17 protein-coding genes are annotated in these 26,194 nt (G+C 38.3%); 4 read left to right on the top strand and 13 right to left on the bottom strand.

Annotated elements, in window-relative coordinates; all coding sequences use genetic code 11:
- Nucleotides 1–60: 60 nt before the first annotated feature.
- The 3 genes from tig (at nt 61) to clpX (ending at nt 3,371) form a co-directional block, all read left to right on the top strand.
- Nucleotides 61–1,389 carry a trigger factor gene (gene tig, locus CLV48_RS17490; RefSeq protein WP_106568584.1) on the top strand — a complete coding sequence of 443 codons (1,329 nt, stop codon included), beginning with the start codon at nt 61–63 and terminating at the stop codon, nt 1,387–1,389.
- Between the two features lie 80 nt (nt 1,390–1,469).
- The gene (locus CLV48_RS17485; RefSeq protein WP_106568583.1) at nt 1,470–2,141 is read left to right on the top strand and encodes a ClpP family protease; all 672 of its coding nucleotides are present in this window, start codon (nt 1,470–1,472) and stop codon (nt 2,139–2,141) included.
- A 3-nt stretch (nt 2,142–2,144) separates the two neighbouring features.
- Nucleotides 2,145–3,371, top strand: a complete 1,227-nt coding sequence (clpX, locus tag CLV48_RS17480; protein WP_106568582.1) for an ATP-dependent Clp protease ATP-binding subunit ClpX — start codon at nt 2,145–2,147, stop codon at nt 3,369–3,371.
- Between the two features lie 67 nt (nt 3,372–3,438).
- On the opposite strand, the gene CLV48_RS17475 is transcribed toward clpX, so the two are convergent.
- The 13 genes from CLV48_RS17475 to CLV48_RS17415 form a co-directional block, all read right to left on the bottom strand.
- Nucleotides 3,439–4,113 carry a hypothetical protein gene (locus CLV48_RS17475; protein ID WP_106568581.1) on the bottom strand — a complete coding sequence of 225 codons (675 nt, stop codon included), beginning with the start codon at nt 4,111–4,113 and terminating at the stop codon, nt 3,439–3,441.
- Nucleotides 4,114–4,177: 64 nt separating this feature from the next.
- Nucleotides 4,178–4,663, bottom strand: a complete 486-nt coding sequence (locus tag CLV48_RS17470; RefSeq protein ID WP_106568580.1) for a DUF4843 domain-containing protein — start codon at nt 4,661–4,663, stop codon at nt 4,178–4,180.
- Nucleotides 4,664–4,677: 14 nt separating this feature from the next.
- On the bottom strand, nt 4,678–6,219 hold the full coding sequence (locus tag CLV48_RS17465; protein WP_106568579.1) for a RagB/SusD family nutrient uptake outer membrane protein: 1,542 nt from the start codon (nt 6,217–6,219) through the stop codon (nt 4,678–4,680).
- 12 nt (nt 6,220–6,231) lie between these two features.
- Complete coding sequence (locus CLV48_RS17460) at nt 6,232–9,303, bottom strand: SusC/RagA family TonB-linked outer membrane protein (RefSeq protein ID WP_106568578.1); 3,072 nt, start codon at nt 9,301–9,303, stop codon at nt 6,232–6,234.
- A gap of 498 nt (nt 9,304–9,801) precedes the next feature.
- On the bottom strand, nt 9,802–10,926 hold the full coding sequence (gene lpxB / locus CLV48_RS17455; protein WP_106568577.1) for a lipid-A-disaccharide synthase: 1,125 nt from the start codon (nt 10,924–10,926) through the stop codon (nt 9,802–9,804).
- 97 nt (nt 10,927–11,023) lie between these two features.
- Entirely contained in the window at nt 11,024–11,443 is a 420-nt protein-coding gene (locus CLV48_RS17450; protein ID WP_106568576.1) for a 6-pyruvoyl trahydropterin synthase family protein, read from the bottom strand.
- 56 nt (nt 11,444–11,499) lie between these two features.
- Entirely contained in the window at nt 11,500–13,020 is a 1,521-nt protein-coding gene (locus CLV48_RS17445) for a RagB/SusD family nutrient uptake outer membrane protein (protein WP_106568575.1), read from the bottom strand.
- A gap of 5 nt (nt 13,021–13,025) precedes the next feature.
- A complete protein-coding gene (locus CLV48_RS17440) occupies nt 13,026–16,115 on the bottom strand; it encodes a SusC/RagA family TonB-linked outer membrane protein (protein WP_106568574.1) in 3,090 nt (1,029 codons plus the stop codon).
- A gap of 357 nt (nt 16,116–16,472) precedes the next feature.
- Nucleotides 16,473–18,005, bottom strand: coding sequence for a RagB/SusD family nutrient uptake outer membrane protein (locus CLV48_RS17435; RefSeq protein ID WP_106568573.1), 1,533 nt, complete (start codon nt 18,003–18,005; stop codon nt 16,473–16,475).
- Between the two features lie 24 nt (nt 18,006–18,029).
- Nucleotides 18,030–21,122, bottom strand: coding sequence for a SusC/RagA family TonB-linked outer membrane protein (locus CLV48_RS17430; protein ID WP_106568572.1), 3,093 nt, complete (start codon nt 21,120–21,122; stop codon nt 18,030–18,032).
- Nucleotides 21,123–21,363: 241 nt separating this feature from the next.
- Entirely contained in the window at nt 21,364–23,280 is a 1,917-nt protein-coding gene (locus tag CLV48_RS17425; RefSeq protein WP_106568571.1) for an OmpA family protein, read from the bottom strand.
- 4 nt (nt 23,281–23,284) lie between these two features.
- Nucleotides 23,285–23,911 (bottom strand): 7-carboxy-7-deazaguanine synthase QueE, encoded by a 627-nt coding sequence (locus CLV48_RS17420; protein ID WP_106568570.1) that lies wholly within the window; start codon nt 23,909–23,911, stop codon nt 23,285–23,287.
- Nucleotides 23,912–24,049: 138 nt separating this feature from the next.
- Nucleotides 24,050–24,886, bottom strand: coding sequence for a sugar phosphate isomerase/epimerase family protein (locus CLV48_RS17415; protein WP_106568569.1), 837 nt, complete (start codon nt 24,884–24,886; stop codon nt 24,050–24,052).
- 127 nt (nt 24,887–25,013) lie between these two features.
- Here CLV48_RS17415 and CLV48_RS17410 point away from each other — a divergent pair, with 127 nt between their 5' ends.
- On the top strand, nt 25,014–26,060 hold the full coding sequence (locus tag CLV48_RS17410; RefSeq protein WP_106568568.1) for a twin-arginine translocation signal domain-containing protein: 1,047 nt from the start codon (nt 25,014–25,016) through the stop codon (nt 26,058–26,060).
- Nucleotides 26,061–26,194 lie beyond the last annotated feature (134 nt).

The raw sequence follows: 26,194 nt of genomic DNA, 5'->3' as shown, positions 1-26,194 counted from the left end.
TAAGGGACGAGAAAGGAGATTGAGGGTTTTTAATTAAGATCAAAACAAAATCAGACTGCCTTGGAAATCACGTTAGACAAACATTCAGCAAATCAAGCTTCAGTTAAAATTAAACTAATTGAAGCAGATTATCAACCTAAGGTTGATTCGAAACTTAAGGATTATGCAAAAAAAGCCAATATCAGAGGCTTTAGACCTGGCAAGGCTCCTGTTTCTATGGTAAAAAGAATGTATGGCACCACCTTATTAGTGGATGAGATCAACAATATTCTTTCTACATCTCTGAATGACTATCTAAAAAACCAAACATTTAGAATTCTTGGTGATCCTCTTCCTGTAATTGAAGATGCAGAAAAAATTGATTGGAATACCCAGAAGGAATTTGAATTCCAATATAAAATCGGTTTTGTTGAGAATGTCGAGGTAAAATTAGACAACAATATCGATGCTACCCTTTACAGCATTGATATGGATGAAAAAGAGGTTGAAAACACCATCAACAACCTAAGGAGCCAGTATGGCAAAATGATAAATCCAGAAATCAGTGAGGAAAATGATTTTCTATATGGTGATCTGAAGTCAGCAGACGGTTCATTTGAAAAAACATTCTCCCTCCCGCTTTCTAAGGTAGACAGTAAATCTTTGAAAAAATTCATTGGGCTTAAAATAGGAGATACAATTGAATTTGAAATTAAAAAGGCAATCAAAGAAGATGCTGCTACTGTAATTGGAGTGACTGAAGAAGAACTTGATAAACTGAGCGGTAAAGTTACTTTTACTGTTCAAAATATAAATAGAACAGAATTGGCTAATTTGAATCAGGAGTTTTTCGACAAACTTTTTGGTGAAGGCCAGGTAGATTCAGAAGAATCCCTTAAAAATAAGGTAAGGGAAATCATGGCTGAAAACTACAACAAGGAATTAAAAGTATTCAGTGATGAGAAAATCAAAGATCAGTTGGTTGCCAAAACTAACCTTGTGCTTCCTGAAGAATTCCTTAAAGAATGGTTGTTGAAAGCAAATGACGGAAAAGTCACAGCTGAGCAAGTAGAAAAAGAATACCCGATTTATGCCAAGCAATTATCATGGACGATCATTTCCAATGAAATTGCCAAAAACAATGAAATTCAGGCAGAACATGAGGATGTAATTGAGAAGACTAAGGAAATGATCAGAGAGCAATTTGCTTCCTCCGGCCTATCCACGCAGCTTGAAGCAAGCATGGATATGTTTGTAGACAATTACCTTAAGGGCAATGAAGGTCAGAATTACATGCAGATGCTGACATCTGTTCAAAATGACAAAGTATTGGCTTTTGTTAAAGAGAAGGCCAAGGTAAAAGTAGAAAAAATTTCTGTGGATAAATTCCAGGACTTACTGGCAAACTAATTATCCGATTAAAACGTTGTTAAAAAGTCCTTATTAGTAAGGGCTTTTTTTATTTTTGTACAATACATAAAAGGAAAATCATGATCAACAGAGACGAATTCAGAAAATACGCTGTCCATAACAGAGGCATCAGCGGCAATGCATTTGACCAATACTCCACTTTCGTGGAAAACATGACCAGATCCGTGATTGAGGAAAGACCAACCAATTTTCGTGAAATTGATGTTTTTTCCAGATTGATCATGGACAGAATCATTTTCTTAGGTACGCAAGTGGATGATTTCATTGCAAACATCATCACGGCACAGTTGTTGTTCTTGGAGTCCACTGATCCCAAAAAAGACGTTTTGTTGTATATCAACAGCCCTGGTGGATCTGTAACTGCAGGATTGGGCATCTATGACACCATGCAATATATCCAACCAGATGTAGCAACGATATGCACAGGTATTGCTGCTTCAATGGGAGCCGTACTATTGGCGGGTGGTGCAAAAGAGAAGAGATCTGCACTTCAACATTCACGAGTAATGATCCATCAACCTTCAGGAGGCATGCAGGGGCAATCAAAAGACATGGAAATATCTTTAAAGCTCATCCTATCCATGAAAGAAGAATTGTATCAGATCCTAGCTGACCATTCTGGTAAAACATTTGAAGAAATCGAAAGAGATTCAGACAGAGATTATTGGATGAAAGCGCCAGAGGCCAAAGAATATGGGCTCATTGATGAAGTATTATTACCAAAAAGATAAATAATGGCACAAGTTACCTGCTCGTTTTGCGGTAGAAACAAAAAAGATGTAGACTTGATGGTGTCGGGCATTTCGGCACATATTTGCAATTTTTGCATTGATCAAGCCTATCAGATTTTAGGAGAAGAGGAGAAAAGTAAAAAGACTACCAAAAGTCCTAAATTCAAATTGAAAAAACCAAAAGAACTTACTGAGTACCTTAATCAGTACGTGATAGGTCAATACGATGCAAAAAAAGTGTTGACAGTTGCGGTTTACAATCATTACAAGCGTCTTTTACAGAAAAATACCGACGAGGATGAGGTAAAGATTGAAAAATCAAACATCATCATGGTGGGTGATACTGGTACAGGAAAAACTTATTTGGCCAAAACCCTTGCAAGGGTTTTGGAAGTACCTTTCTGCATTGCAGATGCAACAGTATTGACAGAAGCTGGCTATGTAGGGGAAGACGTTGAAAGTATTCTTACCAGACTACTTCAAGCTGCAGATTATAATGTGGAAGCAGCTGAGCGTGGCATTGTTTATATTGATGAAATCGATAAAATCGCCAGGAAGTCTGATAACCCATCCATAACCAGAGATGTAAGCGGTGAAGGTGTACAACAGGCCCTTCTGAAGTTATTGGAGGGCACTGTAGTCAATGTTCCTCCCCAAGGAGGAAGAAAGCATCCTGATCAAAAAATGATCGCTGTCAATACGGAAAACATCCTTTTTGTCTGTGGTGGAGCCTTTGATGGAATTGGCAGGCATATCGCCAGGAGGTTGAACACACAACCATTGGGATTCAATAAATCCAAGGAAGGGCAACAAGTAGACAGACAAAATTTATTGCAGTATGTAACAGCACAGGACTTAAAATCATTTGGGTTAATTCCAGAGCTGATCGGCAGATTACCTGTAGTAACCCACTTAGATCCTCTGGACAAAGCAGCTTTGAAAAGTATTTTGACAGAACCCAAAAATGCACTTACGAAACAATACATTAAATTGATGGCTATGGAGGGGGTAAACTTGGTGTTTGAAGAAAGCGGAATAGATTACATAGTAGACAAGGCAGTTGAATATAATCTTGGGGCCAGAGGTTTAAGATCGATTTGTGAAGCCATCATTACTGACGCCATGTATGAATTACCTTCTGATGATAGCGTCAAAGAACTGGTAATCGACGTGAAATACGCCAAAGGTCAGTTTGACAAATCTAAATTCAAAAAATTACAGGTTGCTTAATAAACCAGTATAAAAACAAAAACGCATCAATTTATGATGCGTTTTTGTTTTAAACCAACTATCAAAACTATTTTTCCTGATTTAGGAAATGAATCAATCTTCTAATATCAGATTTTGCCTTCAAATCAAGATTATAGGTGTCAGCGAATTGGTTTATCTTTTGATAACCTTCATTTCCGAAAAACTCTATTAAATTCTTTTTCTTGGCACGCCATAAAAAAGGCTGACCTTCTTTATAAACGTACAAATCTTCAGCATTAACAAAGGCTTTTGCCCTTTGAGCGCCATAAGCAGCACCAGGGTCATCTGTAATTCTCTTAAATTTATGTGACACTAAAGTATATTTACCGTCAACCAGTATTTCCACAAAACGATTAGGGCCTATATTAGGGATATTATATCCTGACCTGAAAAGTTGAGGATTAGATTTAGATTGAAGAATAAACCCTGAAATCTTACCAGGTGTATAAGCCACTAAGTCTCTCTCCACTTGATAAACCAAAGTATGATTGAATGCATTAAATGCAATCATAAGATTTTCAACGGTATCTTTTTCGGAAAAAATTATTTTACCCTCTTCAAAACCACTCCAATAAGGAGTACCATTCACATCAGGATTGGGATTGGCCATTACAGGGTTACCAGAAACTTGATCCCTAAGCAGTTGCAATTGAGCCACCGATTGGTTTCCCAAACCACCAATCAATAATAAAACCAGTAAACTTAAACTAAACTTTCTCATTTTGTAAATCTAAAAAAAAGGCCGAATAAATCCGGCCTTTTAAGTTAAATTATTTAAATATTAATTATCCAGCTGCAGGTGGGTTAGGTCTAGTTATTCTAACCTGAACTCTTTTGTAGTTTTCACTTGCAGGAATGTTAGCATTACCTTCCAGTTCCAACAAAAGGTCAACAAAACCACCAATAGCACCAGTATTGACTATTTGAACAGTCAAGTTGGCAGTTGAGGAATTGGCAGGAATAACAAGAGATCCTGTAACATTGTAGTCTGTTCCTTGAACTGCGGTAGTGCCTTCAGGTACAACCCTGTAAGTGATAGTTTCATCACTTGGACGCTGTCTAGCTACCAAATTAACCTGTAAGTTTACTACGCCACCTTGAACATTATTAGCAACAGTCACTCTAGGATACGTTTGACCTGCAACAGGGGCAGTGGTTACAGCTGTTTGAAATTCAACAACAGCTCCCTCCCAAATCGGATAGTTCTGCTCGATGCAAGATCCTAGCAAGAAAACCATCACAAGAGAAAATAGGGATATTATCTTTTTCATATGTTTTTTCAATTTTAGTATCCTCTGTTTTGGTTAAGGTTTACGTTACCATCAACTTCTCTTTGAGGAAGTGGCGGAAGGATTCTGAAATCATCAAAGTTAATAATAGATCCTCCAGCAAGGTATCTTTTATCTATGCTTCTTCCGTATCTCTTCAAATCAAAGAATCTGTGACCTTCAAAGGCAAATTCTTTGAATCTCTCCAACAAAATTTCCTCTAAGATAGCTTCCCCTGTTAAGGTAACAGCAGGCAACCCTCTTAAACCTTTGAATGCATTCAGTTCGGTTAGTGCGTCACCAGTATTACCCAATTGATAGTTGGCTTCGGCTCTGATCAAACGCATTTCAGACTTACGGATAACAGGCACATTGTCACCGTAAGCAAAACCAGCCTTGGAAATAAATTTGATACATTCAATATTTCTTGCACCTCTTACAGTACTACCAGTGGTATACAAGTGGGCCCTAACATCAGAATTTCTAGTAACATCCCAATTGTTATTGTTAGTGGCAGGTTCACCAATCTGACGCGGAGCAAGTCCAAAGAAATTTAACACAGTTTGGTTTGGAACAAAGTCACCCCAACCACCTTGAGCATTCTTATTGGACAAGTTCAGCAAAACAGTGTAAGATGACTGCAAAGATTCGTTTACTCCAATGGATTCACCTGCAATTTGGAATCTTACTTCAAACATTGATTCTGGGTGGATAGATGCTCTCCAGCCATCAATATATGCTTGACCACTCAAAACAGTTCCCGCATTAGATGCTAAAGCAGCAGTTGATGCGGTAACAGCATTCTGCCACTGGCCCATGTATAGATATACTCTTGCCAACAACCCTTGGGCAGCACCCACAGATGCAAACTGAACACCAGCGCGGCTTGAAGTACCTAATAAACGGATTGCATCATTCAAATCAGCTACAATCTGAGTGTAATTCTGTTGAATTGTTGATCTTGGGGAATTTCTAGTGAATGCAATATCAGAAGTAATGGAACCTTCCAAAGGCATAGGAACACCACCTTCATCTACAACTCCTGGCTGATAAATAGCAGTTGGAATATAAGCATATACTTTTACAAGGTCAAAGTAATATAAGGCTCTTAAGAATTTCAATTCCCCTTCCCATCTTGCTAATTGCGCTGCAGAAGCACCAGTAACACCAGTACTAATAGCATCTAGTATCAGGTTTGCTTCATTAATAGCAAAATAAGAGTTCTGCCAAAAACTTAAACCTGAACCAGGAATTGAGTTGAAATGGGCGTTTGGTTGATTGTTATTTTCTTGAATTAACCTACCTGAATTAGATGTCGTCCTACCCACATCCGCCAAAGCATCAGACAAAGCAAGAAGGTTCCTTCCGTAGTTAGTGGTCTGTCTTAACCTTGCATAAACTGAATTCACTGCAGCTTCCACACCATCAGGTGTATCCAAAGCTTGGGAAGCGTCAATTGACTGCCTAGGATCCACATTCAGATCACATGAAGACACTAATGTCCCGAATCCGATTAGAAGACCTAAAGCATATTTTACTATATATTTTTTCATTTTCATGGTTATCTAATTTTAGAATCCTAACTGAACACCGATCTGATAACTTTTTACAATTGGAACTTGACCTGTTCCTGCTCCAACAAATTCAGGATCATATCCAGGATAATCGGAATAAGTCCATAGATTCACACCTTGAGCATAAACCCTAGCTCTTGTAAGTCCCAAACTTCTAAGTGTAGCAGGATTGAAAGTATAACCTAATTGAACTTGTGCCAATCTGATAAAGTCTGCTTTCAACAATGCGGCTGAACCAAAGTTTCTTCCCTGGCTTCTCAATTCATTACCACCGTTGAAGTTACCTACGTTTCTTGGGATATCTGTCATATCACCTGGGTTAGTCCATTGTCTATCAACTACATCTCGCAGACCATTTAATGCCAATCTGGTTCCTGATTCTCTTAAGAAATTGTACTGTCCGTCTGAAACAATAGCTCCATACTCATAAGTGAAGAATGCTGTCAATTCAAATCCTTTATATGAGAAGGTATTATTGAAACCACCATAATAAGGTGCGAGGTTTGAACCGAAATAAACCCTGTCAGCTGCAATTGGCAAGTAAGTTAGGTTACGGTTGATGTCATACCACATTGGACGACCAGTAGCTGGGTTAACTCCAGCGTATTCTGCTACAAACCATGAACCTGGAGCATTCTGACCAGGGAAAGCTGGGTTACCTACAGGCTGGCCAACAGCGATTCCTGGGTTAGCAGGTAGGAATTCCAAACCATCATACAATCTTACAATCTCATTTCGAATATAAGTAAAGTTGAAAGCTGTTCTCCATTGGAAGCCACCTCGGTCAATATTGATTGTATTAATTTCAACCTCAATACCTTTGTTCATCAATTCACCCACATTGTTGGAAATTGAGCTGAAACCGTTGGTCCATAGGATAGGCTGATCTAACAAAAGATCTTTAGTTCTTTGATCAAAAAGATCAACGGAACCAGAAACTCTATTTCCAAAGAAACCATAATCCAAACCAATGTTTATAGTTTCATTGGTTTCCCATCCTAAATTAAGATTAGCCAAGGAAGTCGGTCTAATACCTGCATTACCTGCATAGTTACCTGCAGTAGGAGCCCCATAAAGACCTCTAGCCGCGAAGTTTCCGATTTGGTCGTTTCCGGCTCTACCCCAAGATGCTCTCAATTTCAAATCAGTTACAGTTTCAGAATCTTTCAAGAAATCTTCCATTGCAATGTTCCAACCAGCTCTTACAGATGGGAAAATACCATATTGTGTATTTGCACCGAATCGGGAAGAACCGTCATAACGAGCTGTAGCAGTGAAAAGGTATTTTTCTTTGTAGTTATAGTTTGCATTAACGAAAGCACCTTGCCTTCTGTAACCAGTCCAAAAGCCACCGACAAACTCAGGAGTAGCACCTGAATCAATGTAACGGAACTGGAAAGTTGGGAAGCCAATTGCTTCAGCATTCAAACCTTCTCTTGTTTCTGATACGAATTCAAAACCTGCTAAAGCTGTCAAATTGTGAACATTGTTAAATGATTTGTTCCAGTTAACAGTATGAGTAGTAATAAATCTGGTTCTCCAGTCATTAGCAGCAGTCGCTCTACCTCTTACACCTGCACCATCAGGGGTTCTTGGGTCTCTATATCTGTTCTCAATGATTAACCTGTAATCAACCCCTACTAGGCCTCTGTAAACAAGGTTATCTAGGATTTTGTAAGTAGCAGAAGTATTACCAACTATAGAGTTTGTAGTAGTTCTACCAGAGTTAAACTCATTAACCAAAGCAATGTTTTGGTTCAATACACCTGCAATAGCAGTATTGAAAGATCCATCTTCATTTCTGATTGCATTATGAGGCAATACTGTAGATGCCGAGAATGCCGGGTTACCTAAGAATGAACCATCAATAGAAAATGGCGTATTTTGGGTTACTGTAGCCAAATTAAGACTAGTCTCTAAGGTTAACCTGTCGTTTGCTTTGTGTGACAAGTTAGTCCTGAAAGTCCCTCTTTCGAAATCTACTGGTCTGAAAGATGATTCCTGATAGTCATAAGAACCGGAAACGAAGAATGTGGTTTTATCATCACCACCAGATACGTTCAACTCATAGTTTTGCAATCTACCTCTTCCCATTACTTCTCTTTGCCAATCATAGGAAGGTAAACCTAAACCAATAGCGTCCAATTCTGCGGCAGACAAAGTAGCGAAGTTATCTGGACGTCTACCCATTGCTAACAAGGCATTTGCTTCAGGAGCTGTGTTTCCAGTATTTCTCAAACCGTCCCTTCTCATGGCATACCATTCAGGACCATTCAATACATCCAAAAACTTCATTGGCTGAGTCTCACCACCGAAAGCATTGAATTCAAATCTTGCTTTACCTTGCTTACCTTTTTTAGTTGTGATGATAACAACACCATTAGCAGCTTGGGACCCATAAATTGCAGCAGAAGCGGCATCTTTAAGAATTTCCATAGATTCAATGTCATTCGGGTTCAAGAATGCCAATGGGTTAGCCTGGGTGAAGCTGGCATTTCCTTGGTTATTCAATTGAACACCATCTACAATGAACAATGGCTCGTTACCAGCAGTAACGGAACCAACCCCACGGATACGGATGTTAACCGCACCACCTGGAAGACCGTTAGCAGAACGTACCTGTACACCCGCCGCTCTACCTTGTAATGCACGGTCAAATGACTGCATAGGTAGGTTTTTAATGGCTTCACCTTTTACAGATGATACAGCACCGGTAACTTCTCTTTTTGGCTGGGTTCCGTAACCGGTTACGATTACTTCTTCCAAACTTCTGGTATCGGGTTGCAATACCACGTTAATTTGTGAACGGTTGCCAACATTGACCTCCTGTGTCACAGATCCCACAAAGGAAATAACTAATACATTATTGTCCTGTGGAACATTTAGTGAAAAATTACCGTCTAAGTCGGTAGCTGTACCAATTGTGGTACCTTTCACTATGACTGATGCACCTGGAATAGGTAAACCATCCTCACCGGATGTAACCTTTCCAGTTACTACGCGTCCTTGCGCAAAAGCCGAAGCCGCAGCAAAGAGGAATGCGAGTCCTAGAAGTAAAACTTTCCTCATAATTGATTTTTTTGGTTTAACGATGGCCCAATTTTATCCATTAACTTGATATAATGCAAAACCGTTTGAAAAATTTCTATATGTATGTGATTGTATGGATTTTTATAAAATTCTGATTTTATAAAAAAAATAAAATAAAATATCTGATCCGGTGATTATTTAATTAAATGGAAAATATTGATAGTTCTTTTATTATGAATTTAAAATAAAATTTTTTTTAACTTCTGTTAACATTTATCGTAAAAAGATAAATTAAAAAAATTCTAATTATATAGTTTTAAAATTGACAAATTTTAATTTGAAATAAACTATTCTTATATAATTTTAAAATATATTACTTTTCGAAGTAATTATTTAATTTTAACAACTCTCCATAAAGTGTGCGAAAAAATAAAAAATTCCATATTTTGTATTTTTTCAGAATTTTTTATCTTTTTTTTTTAAAATTGAAAAATATCTATAAAGTATATCAAGTTTTTGAAAAAATATGTATAAACATTAATTGAACCCTTTACTATTTGAGGAAAGATCACTCACAATATGATGGGCCACATTCATCGATGCTGATTCCTTGCCAAGTTTACTCATGACTTCATTATAGCCATCCAAAATTTGTGATTTATAAAGTCTATTTGCTAAAATCAAATTCAGTTGATGTGAAACCTCAGCTACATTATAATCTTTTTGAATCAATTCTTTAACCACTTCCCTTCCTGCAATCAAATTAACCAATGAAATATAATCCACTTTGATGAGCATCTTACCTATTGCAAAACTAAATGCACTAGTTTTATATACAACAAGTTGCGGTACTCTAAACAATGCAGTTTCTAATGTTGCTGTTCCGGACGTGACAATCGCCGCAGTTGCATGGTGAAGGAGATCATAAGTCTGGTCAAAAATTACTTTAATCCCTGTTTCAACTGCAGGTTGATATAGACTCTTATCCATGTTCGAAACCCCTGCAACCACAAACTGGGCATTGGGAAACATCCTGACTACCTTAATCATCACTTCTTGCATCATAACAATTTCTTGTTTCCTACTCCCCGGCAATAATGCTATGATGGGCTGATAATTCAATTCATTCTTTTGATGAAAAAATGGGTGAGGCTCGAAACTTGATAGTTCATCTAGGAGTGGGTTTCCCACATACAGCGCATTGACGCCGAACTTTTTAAAAAATTCCTGCTCAAAAGGAAGAATGCAATAAACCTTATCTGTATACTCTCTTATTTTATGTACTCTTTTTTGATTCCATGCCCATACTTTTGGTGGAATATAATAATGGACCGGTATTCCATTTACTTTTGCCCAGCCAGCAATTTTCATGTTAAAACCACCAAAATCAACCAAGATCAATACATCAGGCTGAAATTGAAGTATGTCTTCCTTGACCCATTTGAGATATTTAATTATTTTCCAAAATCCAAGAAACACCTCCAAAAATCCCATTACAGCTACTTCTTCATAACGTGTTGGCATTTCCATTCCTGCTTTCCCGGAATAATCCCCTCCCATACCTCTAAATGAACCGCTCGGATCAAGTGTCCTCAGTGATTTAATCAAATTGGAAACATGTAAATCACCACTTCTTTCTCCACATATGATATAATATTTCATCCGGGGTTAGATTTTAATACTGCCGTCCAAGCACCAACAAAATAAAACAAAAAATTAATGATCGATTAATAATCTTCCAATCCTATTATTATAACTCTTACTCACCTAAATACTCCACAAAATTTCTTGGAGTTTCATAAAGCGTCAATTTATAAAGCTTTCCATGAGGGACAATATCATTGACAGCCGGCTCAAGTATTTTCCAAAATTCCATCACCAAATTTTCACAACTTGCCATTTTGCCTTGCATAAATGGAACGTCAAGGTTAAGATTTCTATGGTCCACCTGATCAATCACCAATTTCTTGATAAGGTCGCTCAATTCTTTTAAATCGACCACAAAACCCGTTTCAGGATCTGGAAGACCTTTTACCGTTACGATAAGTTCGAAGTTATGTCCATGCCAGTTGATATTCGCACATGGTCCAAAAACCTCTTTGTTTTTTTCTTCTGTCCAGTTGGGGTTCCAAAGCTTATGCGCAGCATTAAAATGCTCTTTTCTGCAAACGTATATCATCGATTCTTCAATTGAAGCGCAAAAATACGTAAAAAGATTCTAATGATTGCTAAAGCTTAATAACCTCTGTTTTGGTTTAAATTCCTATTTAATTGAACTTCCCTCTGAGGAATTGGTGCCAGAATTCGGAAATCTTCAAAATCAACTAATGCATTGGATCCCAAATATGATCTTTTATCAATATTTCTACCGTACCTTTTCAAATCAAAAAAACGTTGTCCTTCAAAAACAAATTCTTTAAACCTTTCTAATAAAATCTCATCTAAAAGCAATTGCCTTGTCAAACTAACTGGCCCTATCCCCCTTAAAGATTTAAAAGCATTCAATTCATTCAATGCTTCTGTCTCCCTACCTAGGTGATAAAGTGCTTCAGCCTTATTGAGCAACATTTCAGATTTCCGGATTACTGGAATATTATCACCATAATCAAAACCATTTTTACCTAAAAATTTGATGCATTCTATTTGCCTTCTTGAAAATCTCTGGTCATTACCCGTGGTATATAGCCTGGCCCGAATGTCTTGATTCCTTCTTACATCCCAATTATTGTTATCTGTTGCAGGATTACCTAACTGAAGGGCTGATAAACCAAAAAAATTCAAAACTATAGGCGATGGGATTAAATCTCCCCAGCCACCTCTGATATTCTTATTTGTAACCTGAAGCATTGTTGAAAAAGTTGACTGAAGTGAAGTATTTACTCCCAAGGATTCACTTGGAAGCTGTATTCTCACTTCAAACATGGATTCAGGATGAACAGAAGACTTCCAGCCACTTAAATAATTCTCCCCTGAGAGCAATTGCCCTACATCTGAACTTAAAGCCGCATTTGCAGCACTTAGGGCTGCCTGCCAATTACCGTTATAAAGAGCAACCCGTGAAAGCAGTGCCGCTGCTGCAGCTGAACTTGCATATTGCGGAGCTGACCGTTGATTATTTTCCAATAAATTGATAGCATCTCCTAGATCTCTGATTATCTGAGAATAATTTTGCGCCAGAGTTGACCTCGGTAATTGATTCAATTGGGCAATATCAGCAATTTTAACAGCTATCAAAGGCATAGGAATACCTCCTTGATCCACTATTCCGGACTGAAAAACTGCTGTCGGAATATAGGAATAAACTTTTACCAGATCAAACAAATACAAAGCCCTTAAAAATTTGGCCTCTCCTTCCCAGGCAGCAATTTGGTCCTCATTTGCCCCATTAACTCCCTTTTCCAACTGATCAAGAATTAAGTTGAGTTCAGTAATGGCAGCATAACCATTTTGCCAAAAACCAGCTGAAAAATGTGCATTGACAGCATTATTGTTTTCGGCAACCAACCTCCCTGAATTATTGGTTGCCCTTCCCACATCTGCTAAAGCATCCGAAAGGGCAATCATGTCACGACCATAATGATTTAAGGAGCGAAGCCTACCATAAACTGAATTCAAAGCAGATTCCAAATTAGCCGGACTATTTAATACTTCAGAAGTTCTGGTTGTCTGACGGGGATCTACTTCCAGATCGCAGGAAAACACGAAAATGCCGATTGCAAAAAAGAAAAGCCCCCTTAATATGCTATACCTTTCCATCGCTATTAAAAACTTAACTGGATACCGATATTATAACTTTTATGGACAGGAATTTGGCCTGTACCAACACCCATAAATTCAGGATCATAACCTGGATAATCCGAAATTGTCCAAAGATTTATCCCCTGTGCATATATCCTTGCCTGAGACAAACCTATATTTTGGAGAAATTCAGAACTGAAATTATAAGCAATATTTACCTGAGCCAATCTGATAAAATCTGCCTTTAATAATGAAGCTGATCCAAAGTTCCTATTCTGATTTCTGGCAGCATTACCACTATTAAGTGCGAAATTTCTCGGAATATCTGTCATATCTCCAGGAACTCTCCAAGCACGGTCATTCACCTCATGCAAAGAATTGAATGTAAATCTTGTTCCGTTTTCACGGAGGAAATTGTATTGCCCATCGGACACGACTGCTCCATATTCATAGGTAAAAAATGTAGTAAGTTCAAAACTTTTTATCTTAATCACATTATTAAAACCTCCAAAGTAGGGTGGGAAATTAGATCCAAAATAAACCCTGTCTGCATCCGTAGGAAGGTAAGTAAGGTTTCTATTGGCATCATACCACATTGGTCTGCCTGTGGCTGGGTTTACTCCTGCATATTCAGCAACATACCAGGAGCCAGGAGCTAATTGTCCAGGGAATGCAGGATTTCCTACAGGCATCCCCACTGCCCATCTTGGATTGTCCGGATCAACCTGCAATCCATCGTATAAGGATGTAACCTTATTTTGGATGTAGCTGAAGTTGAAGGAAGAATACCAAGAAAAAATGCCACGTTCCATATTGATTGTATTGATTTCAAATTCAATTCCACGGTTTTCAAGACCACCAACATTCCTTAAAAATTGATCCGCCCTATTGATCCATAATACTGGGATATTTAGTATAAGATCTTTCGTTTTTCTCTGAAAAACATCAATACTGCCGGAAATTTTGCCAGTTATGAATCCAAAATCCAGACCTAAATTGATGGTTTCATTTGTTTCCCATCTTAGATTGGGGTTATCAAAGGAAATAGGACGGATACCTGTTCCACCTGCATAGGTATTTCCCGGACCATACATTCCTAAAGCCCTGAAATCCCCAATCTGATCATTGCCTGCCAATCCCCAGGAAGCCCTTAATCTTAAATCTGACACCTTTCCAGAAGCGATCAGGAAATCCTCTTTGGCCAGGTTCCACCCCAGTTTAACAAATGGGAAAATGCCATATCTGAAGTTTGATCCAAAACGGGAAGAACCGTCTACTCTTGACCCTAGGTGAAATAGATATTTTTCAGCCAACTGATAGTTAAGCCCTATAAACGCACCTTGCCTTTTATACCCTGCCCAAACTGTATCCGAAGAAACCAAAGTAGATCCCGGAAGCAGGTTATTGAAGCTTGGGGTGGTAATGCCTGTGGCTTCTGAAGACAAGCCCTCCCTTTCCTCAGTTAAAAATTCATAACCAATATAAGCCGATATCAGACTTTTGTCAATTTTCTTCGTCCAGTCCAAAGTATGGTTGGTCATGTAGCGCTTAACGGAATAATTCCCTACACCATTTCTTCCATTTACTTCCTGTCCATCTGGCGTCCTTGGGTCTCTGAATCTAAATTCTTCCAAATCACGGTAATCTACTCCCGCTAACCCTTTATAATTGAGATTGGATGCAATTTTCCAGTTGACAATAAAATTACCCCCCCCTGATCTGGTACTTGTCTGTCCTGAATTAAACTCATTAACCAATGCAATATTTTGTCCTGCAAGTCCCCCTATTTGGGTATTGAAAGAACCATCCTCATTAAAAATGGGATTATGCCTTAAAATAGTCGAAGCAGCGAAGGCAGGACTTCCAATAAAGGAACCTTCTGTGGAAAAGGGAACTGCCTGGTCTATGGAAGCCAAATTCACATTCGCTTCCAAGCGAACTCGCTCTTTGATGGATTGACTTAGGGAAGCTCTTAATGTTCCTCTCTCAAAATCCACTGGAGGAAAAGAGGAACCACTGTAATGATAAGATCCGGAAATATAATATAGTGTGGTTTTACCACCTCCTGATGCGCTAAGCTCATAATTATGCATCATGCTCTTCCGCATCATCTGCCTCTGCCAATCATAAGTTGGTAAATTTAGGCCAAGCTCATCTAATTGAGCTGGACTTAATTGGTTCCAATTATCCGGCAAAACACCCATATTGGATAAAGCCCTTGCCTCAGGATTAGTAGCATCGGAGTTTTTGAAGGCATCCCTTCTCATGGCATACCATTCTGGCCCATCTAAAAGATCCAAAAATTTAATCGGAATAGTTTCTCCTGCATAAGCATTTAATTCGATCCTAGCCTTTCCGGGTTTCCCTTTTCTCGTGGTTATAATGATTACACCATTAGCTCCTTGATTGCCATAAATGGCTGTGGAAGCAGCATCTTTCAACACTTCAACAGATTCTATCTCATTAGGATTTAGAAATGCCAATGGATTGGACTGTGTGAAAATTGAATAAGAGACATTATTTATCAGGACACCATCTACTACATATAAAGGCTCATTACCTGCATAAATGGAACCAACTCCTCTAATTCGTGCATTTATAGCACCACCTGGAATACCAGAAGCTGCCTTTACCGAAAGACCAGGGACCCTTCCCTGCAAAGTTCTGTCAAAAGACTGGTATGGTATATTCTCAATTAAGTCTCCCGGGCTTTTGGTACGTGCACCATCTTTTTGAAGAATAATTTCTGGATCTTCTACTTCTTCCTCTTTTGCCAGAACTTTCTCTACCTCAACTTCTTCCTCTATTGCTTCCTGAAGCGGAGAAAGATAAACATCCATGGTATTCTCTACACCAAAAAATACTTCTTCGGTTTGATGCCCAATATAGCTGTATACCAATGTAAACTCATCCAAGTTAACTTGAAGCACATAACGGCCATAAAGGTCAGATGCCGTACCCACTGTAGTTCCTTTCAATATAATGGAAGCGCCCGAAATGGGCTGATTGTCCTTTTTGGAAAATACCTGCCCCCTTACAATTCTACTTTGTGCAAATACAGGAATGGTAGAAAGTAACAATAAACAGGTTGATAAAGATAAAAATATCTTCATATCTGGTCTATTAGGTGTAACAAATGCAATTCAATTGATCTTTTACCTAAGATCGAACAAAAATATTTCTGTAGCTAACCGGCAAAACACATTGCAGTACATTTTGCCTGCGTTAAAATTATAAAAAAATATTAAAATAAAATATTATTGAATTATTTTTCTTTAAATCCTTGTTTATCCAAACACAAACATTGTAGCATTCCAAAAAACAGAATTATATTTCAAATAGAATTTTTTAAATTTCACATACAGTTTTTCATTTTACAGACTTAATAATCATAAAAAGTCCGTTGAAATTATATGGAATAAAAAAAAAGCCTCCATTTCGAAATGGAGGCCTTTTTATCAGTCTTATTATCAATATCCTGGATTTTGTGGTATTGGGGTACCACTATTATTCAATATTTCATCAATAGGAATTGGCCAAATAAATAAATTACTGGAATATGGCAAAGAATGGTCTGTAGGGATAGCTCTATCCGTTGTATAGAAATCCAATGAGGTAATAGATCTGGAAGTAGCTTTTGCTGGGATCCCAGCCATTCTTCCTTCTCCAGAAAGCCTATGGATATCTGCCCATCTTCTTCCTTCTCCTAGAAATTCAATTCTCCTTTCATTAAAAATTGCTGTAAGCAAAGCATCTACACTGGCAAAATCAGCAGAACTGAAGGAAGGTACAGTTGCTGGCAATGCTCTATCCCTTATTGAGTTCAAAAGTTGAATTGCATTTGCATTGTTCCCAAGGCGTGCATGTGCTTCTGCTGCATTTAAAACCACTTCAGCAAACCTTAAAATTGGATTAGGATCAGTCCTTGTTAATGCATCTGGATACTTTAATGTATAAATTCCACCTGCATTTCGATCTGTCAATTCGGACCTCCTTAAATCTTCTGGATGCCAAATGTTTGATCTCCAAATCAATGGACTCACTTTTACAAGACCTCTTGCTCCTCTCGCTGGATTTCCATACATGGATGGAAGGGCACCATTCACCCCAGGGTTTGATTCCGGCGTATTTACAAAGGAGAAAATATTTTCTGTGCTGTTCACCGTCCTAAATGGCGTAACAGGGCTATCTGTCAAAGCATAAGTACCCACCAGTTTATTGTACTCATCCAAGACACCCTGCCAATCACCCATGTGAAGTTTAATGCGTGATTTTAAGCCTATAACAGCTCCTCTTCTAACCCTATTGTAATTACGTGACAATGGCAATAATCCTTCAGCTTCATTTAAATCTGCTAACAGTTGCGCGTAATCTTCACCTACTGTTGTCCTTCCCAAGCCTTCATTTGCCGGCACTAAAGGCACATCATTGATTGCAACTGTCCTGTACGGTACACCTGGTGCGTCAGGGTTATCCATATATGGTCTGGAGAAATGTATTAATAGCTCATGGTGTCCTAAGGCTCTCAAGAAGAGCATTTCACCTCTGTATATATCTCTTTGCTCTTGAGTAATAACTCCATTTTCAAGGGCTGTTTCAATATTCTCCAGTACAATATTGGCTCTATTGACCATTCTGTAAATGGAAATCCACATTCCGTTATTGTTTGCACTGAATGGAGTGTGCGCTGCAATGTAAGTAACTTCATAAAACAACTGATCGTTGTACATGTCCTCTCCACGCATATCTCCTTGCTGGGTATTGGCTGCACCAAAGGGATAACCTCGACCTGCCTGACCTGCAGAACCCAGATAAAATCCTTGTTGTGCAGATTCATACACTCCTAATACCACAGATTCTACCCTTGCTGCAGTTGCAAAAGCATCAGAATCTGGAATCAGGTTAGCCGGACTAAGGTCTGTGACATCACAAGAACTGCTGACTAACGCGAATAATAAAGCGGAAATTGCCAGTTTTATATTGTTAACACTAATTTTTTTCATCTCTTTATAATTTTTTGATGAGAATTAAAACCCTACATTAAGACCTACGGAGAATGTCCTGAAGATTGGGGTAACGTTCCAATCAACACCAAATTGTAACTGCTGAGTCAAAGCTCCTGAAGGGAATGTATTGGCTTCCGGATCCAATCCACTGTATCTGGTGAAGATAAATGGGTTCTGTGCCTGGGCAAAAAATCTAGCAGTTGAAATTGCCCCATTAAATGCACTTTGCAATTTATATGCAGGCACCGTGTATCCAACCACAATGTTTTGTACCCTTAAAAAATCGCCTTTCTCAATAAACCTTGAATTAGATGCTGCTGTCAACCACATGTTGGCATCCTGTCCAGAATACTGTTTGGGTATATCTGTAACCTGACCTGACTCTGTCCATCTGTTCATTACAATTGCATTGTTATTGGAGAATCCTTGACCTAACTGCCCCCTGAGTGTCTCATTCATGATATAATTACCGCCTGAGTATCTCAAAAAGACTTCTGCGTCCCAATTACCAAAAGTGAAATTGTTGATCCAACCACCCTGCCATCTTGGCAAAGTATTACCTAAGAAATCCTGGGTAGGAAGTCCTGCTGGAGTAGAAATATTCGATGGGTTTGCTGGATCAAAGGCCCTCCAGCCCAAATCTCCCTGCTGCAAATTATATTGGACTATATTTTCGCCACTGAAATACATGGGGTTACCATTAGCTGGGTTGACCCCAGCCCATCTGAATCCATATAGCTGGGCAATTGGACCCCCTTCTACTGTTCTATTATAAGTACCAACAATTGGCTGAACCAAGTTGGTTACTTCATTTCTCAAGAAAGTGTAATTAAAGTCTGTATTCCAAGTGAACTTTCCTCTATTAATTACATTGGTGATTACCCGAAACTCAACCCCTTCATTAAACATTGCACCTACGTTCTGATTGATGGAATTGCCCGGAACACCCAAAGAAGGAATGGTAGGCGCACTCAAAATCAACCCATCAATGTTATTTCGGAAAACATCTGCAGCCAAGGTTACTTTACCAATGGTCATATCGATACCGGCATTAAGTTTTTTGGAAGTTTCCCAAAGCAATCCTCTATTGGCTATCCTGGCATATCCCAAGCCTGCGCCTGCACCACCTAATACTGGATTAAACCCACCGAATGCGGCAAAAGTACCTATTTCAGTATTTCCAACTTCAGCGTAAGAAGCTCTCACTTTAAAGTCTGAAATGACATTGGAATTGAAAAAGCCTTCATCTGAAATCCTCCATCCTATCGAACCACCGAAGAAGGTTCCTCTTTGATTTTCTCTTGCCAAGTCAGAAATACCATCGTTTCTTACTGTAAATGAAAGCAGGTATTTGCCTTTATAACCATAATTAATCCTGCTGAAATAAGAATCAAATCCACGGTCCGCAAATCCTCCTCCTGAAAACTGATTGTTATATGAACCTGAAATCAAGTTATCTCTTCTAAAGAAATCATCAGAAAAATCAGTCCCCTGTGCAGTGAAATTATAGAATTGATCATATTGGTATTCGGCACCAAGAGTTATATTGAAAATATGGTTTTCTGCCAAAATTGTCTGATAATTCAAAGTGTTTTGCCAGTTCCATCTTTGTACAGGATTGTAAGCCATAAATACGCTTCCATTTATACCTTGCCCATCTCCATGCCTGGGATCCAAGGACTGAAAATCTTCTGCCATTGTCAAATCCACGCCTACCATTGACCTTGCCGTAAGGCCTTTCACAATATCTACTTCACCATAAACATTTCCTAAAAGCCTATGAACCCGGTTTCTGAAGACGTTATTTGCAAGTACAAAACCAATATTAGGAAGGTTATTGTCCGGACCTGCCAAATTATTGCCAAATCCCGTGGTTCTACCATCTGCTGTTACATTAAATCCATCAAAACGGGTATTGGCAGGATCAAATGGCGACACATTTGGCAATGCTCTTGTAGCATTGAGCATTACACCCGAAAGCGAATTTGCTCCTTCGTTGAACCCATTAATCTCAGTAAATGAATAGTTTAATGAAGTTCCAATTCTGAAGGATTTAGATACACTGTGATCTACATTACCCCTAAAAGAGTACCTTCTCATTTCATTGACATCAATTGCAGATTCCTGATCTGTAAAGCCTATTGAAAAGAAGTATTTAGTGGCTTCAGATCCACCAGATATGGATAGATTGTGTTGCTGGGTAAAGCCTCTTCTCAATATCAAATCCTGCCAATCTGTATTTACTCCGGGATTTGCTAATAGCGATTGGTTTGCATTTGCTCTCCTTTCATTCGCTATGGTCACAAAATCATCACCATTCAAAAGCTCAAAACGGTTTTGCGCTTCATTGAAACCAATGGCAGTGCTATAATTTACCTGAGCTTTCCCTGTTGAACCTCTTTTTGTGGTTATAAGGATTACCCCATTTGCTGCTCTGGATCCAAAAATGGCTGTAGCGGAACCATCCTTTAACACCTCAAATGACTCTATATCTGCAGGGTTAATGTTGGCTAGAGGATTTGAACCTATCACTGCTGATCTATCAGCGTCTACTACAGGTACCCCATCTATAACTATCAATGGACTGGCGCTTCCTGAAATAGAATTTACACCCCTAATCCTAATTACCGGGGCCGCACCTAAGGTTCCACTTGGCGTGGTAATCTGTACACCTGGTGCACGCCCAGCCAATTGTGATTCAAAGGATGGAGTTACCAGGTTCTCAATAGACCTATTGTTAATCGATGCCACTGAACCAGTGATATCTCGTCTTTCCTGTGTACCATAACCCACAACAACCACTTCACCAAGTGTTTTTAAATCAGGCTGTAGCACCACATTGATAACTGAGTTGTTACCAATAGTCATTTCTTTTGAAATAAATCCTACAAACGAAAACACCAAGACATTTCTATCCTCAGGAACAGAAACACTGTAATTTCCGTCGAAGTCAGTCACAACACCTAAGGTTGTACCCTTTATCACAACGTTTACCCCAGGAATTCCGTCAGGCTCTTCGGGCGAAGTTACCTTTCCTGAGATCGTCCTACTTTGCGCAAACAATGACACTGTCGTCATTGCGGTTAACGCGACAACTAATAAAACTTTCTTCATTGTATTTGATTTTAACTAGTAATAAACTAACGAATAATAGAAACAAAGGGTATTATTTCCAAAAAAAACGAAATTATAAGTTAGAAATTGAAAAATAATGAAGAAATTAAATGTTTTAGAAATTAAATCCAATTAAAAATTTTCTACCCTCTAAAAAGTTCAAGATCAAAATAAAAATCATGTTTTAATCCATATAACAATAAATTAACATTTGTTAATTTTTTTTTGTTTTTTTTAACTATTACAGGATTGAAATGGTAATTCTGCGGTTCAACGCTCTATTTTCAGGACTATCGTTTGGCCGTATTGGATGAGCATCTCCTTTACCCTCTGCTGTAAGTCTTGATTCATGAATTCCTTTTGACAAAAGAAAATTCCTTACACTTTCAGCCCTTCTTTGACTTAAACTATGATTATAACTTACCGTACCCACATTGTCGGTGTGTCCAATAATATGAATTTTGACAGATGGATTTTCTTTTAAAAATTCCAGAAGTCTAAGTAAGGAGCTTTTAGATTCAGGCTTAAGTTCGTCTTTATCAAAATCAAAAAAGATATTTTCAAATATAAACTCTTCCCCACTGGCAATTGGGGTGAGAGAAATCTCTAAATTCTCTTTATTCTTCAGATTATCACGCTCTACATTAAAAATCTTTGGAAGATAACCTTTCTTTTCAACATACAAGCCCGAAAACGAACGATCCGGGTAAATCATTAAGAATTCCCCTGTTTTTCCATCGGATCTAAACTGATACATCGTACTGTCATTAGCCAGACTAACCAATGATAATTTGGCATCTATTGGCTGCCCTGTCTTGCTGTTCAGCACTTTACCCTGAGACACCACCAATTTTTCCCCTAAGGCAATTTCTTCGGGAAACTTGAAACGGTAAAGAAATGACCTTTCAACTTTTCCTTGGTTATAATTACTTTCAGTATAATATGCATAATCTCGCTGAGCTGTTATAAACAATGAAAACTGATCCTTATGGTCATTTATGGGATAACCAAGGTTCTCCGGTTTGGTAAACTCACCCTTAACTACTCTGGAAACGAACAAGTCCATACCTCCAAATCCCTGATGTCCATTGGAAGCAAAAAACAGAATTTCATTATTGAAATAAATAAAGGGGGAAACTTCATCTTTGGCAGTATTGATAACTGATCCCAGATTTTTTGCTTCAGACCAGGAACCATCCGGCAACCATAATGAATACCAAATATCGTTACCTCCATAACCCCCTCTACGATTGGATGAAAAAAACAAAATCCTACCATCTGCAGAAAGTGAAGGCTGCGAATCCCAAGATCTGGAATTCACATTCTTCCCCATATTCTTTGATTTTTGCCACTGCCCATTGACTTTATAGGCAACATATAAATCACAGCTTCCAAATGAATCCGGCGCATCACAGGAGGTATAAATCAGAATATTACCATCTGCAGAAATCGTACAAGTCCCTTCATTGTAATATGTATTGATACTATCTGAAATCCCGGAAGGCTTTGTCCATCCAATTTCTTTATCATAATATGAAACAAAAATGTCCTCTGTATGGTAATTTTCAGTCCCATCTCTTTTTGTGAAAAGCAATTTTTTACTGTCTGCAGTAAGTACAGGAAAATACTGAAGGGTAAAATCATTAATAGGGTCAGGCAATTTTTGTTTATGGATCAAAAGTTTGTTCTCAATGTTTTTTGCAACAAATTCAATTTGACTTTTGATTTGATTGTACTCATGGGACCTTTTAAACGCCTCATCCAGTAATTCACTTGAGGTATCAAATTCATCAATAGCTTTTTCAAAGGCCCCTTGCCCCAGGTAAATATTCAATTTCAGCCATGAAAAGTCAGCCTTAATCTTTGTTGAAGCCTTTCCTGCTCTGGACTCTCCCCTATTGACCACAGCCAGCGCTTCTTCATGATTTCCTTTGGTAAGCAAGAGCCTTCCCCATTTGATATAGGATTCTAAAAAGTTTGCCTCACGCTGTATAGACAACTTATACTTTTCTATTGCTTCATCATAATTACGGCTCTTTACCAACTCATCACCCTGTTCATGAAGTTTGATTGCTCTGTTATCAATTATAGAATATGTCTGAGCATCAAGTCTTTGAAGCACTAATAAAAATAACAAAACAAGTAGGGTGATTCTCATGTCTTTATGGAATATCCATAAATTTATGAGTTTGTAAGGAAATTTTCCAATTTGGATGTGTTTTTACGTAGTCAACAATGGCTCCCATCACTTGACTTGACTTACTCCACTCGGGTTGGAGCAGCTTTTTACAATCCTCTTTTACTAATGCAGCGTGTTTTTCTGCAAAATCAAAATCAGACTTATGAAAGATGACCACCTTCAATTCATCTGCATTCTCATAAATTGAGGGATGGGGCGCTTTGAATTTCTTAGGTGAAAAACATACCCAATCGAAGTGGCCCGAAAAAGGATGGGCCCCAGAAGTCTCAATATGGGTAGAGAAACCTCTTTCTTTAAGTAATGTAGTTAAAGGATCCAGGTTGTACATCAAAGGTTCTCCTCCTGTAATCACCACCATTCTACCTGGATAAATAAGGGCATGATCAACAATTTCCTCGATACCTAATATCGGCCATTTCTCTGCTTCCCAAGATTCCTTAACATCACACCAAACGCATCCTACATCACAGCCTCCTAACCTGATAAAATATGCAGGAACACCGGTATGCATTCCTTCCCCTTGGACCGTATAAAAAGCTTCCATGACAGGAAGCATCAATCCTTCCTTTATTTTTTGAGTTTTATCCATTTCAATTTTTGTTGGAGCGGGTGATTGAACCGCTATTTATTCAATTGGACCGCAAAGGTAAGACAAAAAGTTCCAGCAAAAAAATCCTAAAAAAACCCTCAAAATCTGAGGGCTTTTTTTAGGATTAAGTCCAAGTACTTATTTCTCTGAAAGAACCTGCTTGATAAAATCAACACTTTGTGGAATCTGTTGTACCGATCTGGAAGACTCATCTTCAATGATCAGATACTTTGTACCTACCTTCTTAGCCTGTTTGATTAGCCCTCTTATATCTATATCTCCTGTACCTAATACTACATTGGTTTCAACATCTCCCCGACCGTCAGTACTACCAGGGGTACCATGGGCCCTATCCTTCAAATGGAGCAATGGGAATTTCTTGGGATATTTTTTCATGATGGCCAAGGGATCTCCACCGCCCATCTGCACCCAATATACATCCATATTGAAGGCATAGTTTTTTGAATTCTTCAACAGCTCATCAAAAAGCACTCCCTTTCCATGAGGCTTGAACTCATATCCATGGGGATGGTAACAAAGGGTAATACCTGCATCTTTCAAAATCTTCCCTGCTTCATTAAAGACTTTTACTGCTTCCAAAGTCTCTTTGATGCTGAATTTTCCATTTTCATGAGGAATCCAAAAGCATGTGGCATATTTAGCACCATAAGCTTTTGCATTATCTATAATTGCTTGGGGATTCTCCTGTAATTGCTTAAAATCTGCACCTACAGCTATTACTGAAAGCCCCAACCCAGAAATAAAAGATTTATAAGCACCTTGCTCCATTCCATATGTGCCACCACCTTCAAGATATTTTATGCCCCAGTCAGCAATCAATTGATGTGAGCCTTTCATATCTTCCCGCATCTCATTCCTAAGGGAATAGAGCTGAAGAGCAATTTCCTGGGCAAACAACGCTCCAGGCAAAAGCATAATTAAGCCTAAGCTTAGAATTTTTGTGATTTTTTTCATAGGTCTTTATTGGGTTTGTGCTTAAAAATAATCAAAATATTTCAGTACTATTCTTTATTTTTTTACAAATGGCATTATACTTTGCTTAAATTTTAAGATATTTTGTTTTGAATTTCCAAACAACACCATGACTAGCATCAATCGGAGAGATTTTATTAAACAAACCGCCTTATCTGGCTTAGCTATGAGCACATTTTCCCTTACATCCTTCAATCTGAACAAAGACACCATCATAGGTCATGGTGATTTCACTTATAGTGTTGACTTAAACTGGGGTTCATTAGATCCTTCCAAATTTCCGGTCAACAACTGTCATGAAATGGTTATGGATAAAAAAGGAAGACTCATCATGGTCACAGATGAACCAAAAAACAATATCCTCATTTACAACCAATCGGGGAAAATTTTGGACTCCTGGACTTTGAACCTCAATGCGGCACATGGGCTTTCTTTGGTAAAAGAAGGTGAAGAAGAGTTTCTTTGGATAGTAGACAACGGGGGAAGGGTGATCAAAACCAGCCTAAACGGAAAAATAATTACCGAAATTCCAAATCCCAAAAGCCAAGGAATCTATTCTGAGGGTATGGGTTACTCACCTACTGAAACTGTAGTAGCACCAAATGGAGACCTATACATTACCGATGGATACGGTTCCCAATTTGTGCTTCAATACGACAGAAATGGCCAATTCATCAGAATGTTTGGCGGTAATGGGCATGAAGACCATCAATTCAAAACTGTTCATGGTATAGCAGTTGACCAAAGAAAAGATGGTGTCCCTACGCTACTTTGTACCTCAAGAGGGCATAATTCATTCAAAAGATTCACATTGGATGGCCATTATCTTGAAACAATTTTTCTTCCGGGAGCCTTTGTCTGTAGACCGGTAATTCATGGAATGCACCTATATGCAGGTGTATGTTGGTCCAGAAAAAAATACCTTGAACAAATGGACAATTCGGGCTTTGTAACTATTCTGGATGAAAACAATAAAGTGGTTTCCAATCCAGGTGGTACAGCTCCAAAATACATTGATGGAGAATTACAGCTTATGGTCCAACAAGAAACAATTTTTAAGCATTGCCACGATGTGTGCATCGACCAGGATGAAAATATTTATGTTTGCCAATGGAATGCTAATAAAAGCTATCCAATCAAACTAATACGTAAATAGAATTAGCCTTTGGTAAAAAAATTAACCTATCTCTTCACTTAAATTTCTCGAAACTTTCCAAAAAAATTGATTTGATTTTGGGAACAAATAAGCTTATCTACTTGATAGCCTTGTGTATTTTTGGTCAAATAATG

It is taken from the genome of Cecembia rubra (genome assembly GCF_003014575.1).
GTDB lineage: Bacteria > Bacteroidota > Bacteroidia > Cytophagales > Cyclobacteriaceae > Cecembia_A > Cecembia_A rubra.
The sequence above is the reverse complement of the archived record's forward strand: the minus strand, read 5'-3'. Positions and strand labels throughout refer to the sequence as shown.

Bases quoted from the DNA above. Each gene is read 5' to 3' on its own strand.
- CLV48_RS17485 (WP_106568583.1), top strand. From the start codon at position 1,470: ATGATCAACAGAGACGAATTCAGAAAATACGCTGTCCATAACAGAGGC.
- clpX (WP_106568582.1), top strand. From the start codon at position 2,145: ATGGCACAAGTTACCTGCTCGTTTTGCGGTAGAAACAAAAAAGATGTA.
- CLV48_RS17475 (WP_106568581.1), bottom strand. From the start codon at position 4,113: ATGAGAAAGTTTAGTTTAAGTTTACTGGTTTTATTATTGATTGGTGGT.
- CLV48_RS17470 (WP_106568580.1), bottom strand. From the start codon at position 4,663: ATGAAAAAGATAATATCCCTATTTTCTCTTGTGATGGTTTTCTTGCTA.
- CLV48_RS17465 (WP_106568579.1), bottom strand. From the start codon at position 6,219: ATGAAAATGAAAAAATATATAGTAAAATATGCTTTAGGTCTTCTAATC.
- CLV48_RS17460 (WP_106568578.1), bottom strand. From the start codon at position 9,303: ATGAGGAAAGTTTTACTTCTAGGACTCGCATTCCTCTTTGCTGCGGCT.
- lpxB (WP_106568577.1), bottom strand. From the start codon at position 10,926: ATGAAATATTATATCATATGTGGAGAAAGAAGTGGTGATTTACATGTT.
- CLV48_RS17450 (WP_106568576.1), bottom strand. From the start codon at position 11,443: ATGATATACGTTTGCAGAAAAGAGCATTTTAATGCTGCGCATAAGCTT.
- CLV48_RS17445 (WP_106568575.1), bottom strand. From the start codon at position 13,020: ATGGAAAGGTATAGCATATTAAGGGGGCTTTTCTTTTTTGCAATCGGC.
- CLV48_RS17440 (WP_106568574.1), bottom strand. From the start codon at position 16,115: ATGAAGATATTTTTATCTTTATCAACCTGTTTATTGTTACTTTCTACC.
- CLV48_RS17435 (WP_106568573.1), bottom strand. From the start codon at position 18,005: ATGAAAAAAATTAGTGTTAACAATATAAAACTGGCAATTTCCGCTTTA.
- CLV48_RS17430 (WP_106568572.1), bottom strand. From the start codon at position 21,122: ATGAAGAAAGTTTTATTAGTTGTCGCGTTAACCGCAATGACGACAGTG.
- CLV48_RS17425 (WP_106568571.1), bottom strand. From the start codon at position 23,280: ATGAGAATCACCCTACTTGTTTTGTTATTTTTATTAGTGCTTCAAAGA.
- CLV48_RS17420 (WP_106568570.1), bottom strand. From the start codon at position 23,911: ATGGATAAAACTCAAAAAATAAAGGAAGGATTGATGCTTCCTGTCATG.
- CLV48_RS17415 (WP_106568569.1), bottom strand. From the start codon at position 24,886: ATGAAAAAAATCACAAAAATTCTAAGCTTAGGCTTAATTATGCTTTTG.
- CLV48_RS17410 (WP_106568568.1), top strand. From the start codon at position 25,014: ATGACTAGCATCAATCGGAGAGATTTTATTAAACAAACCGCCTTATCT.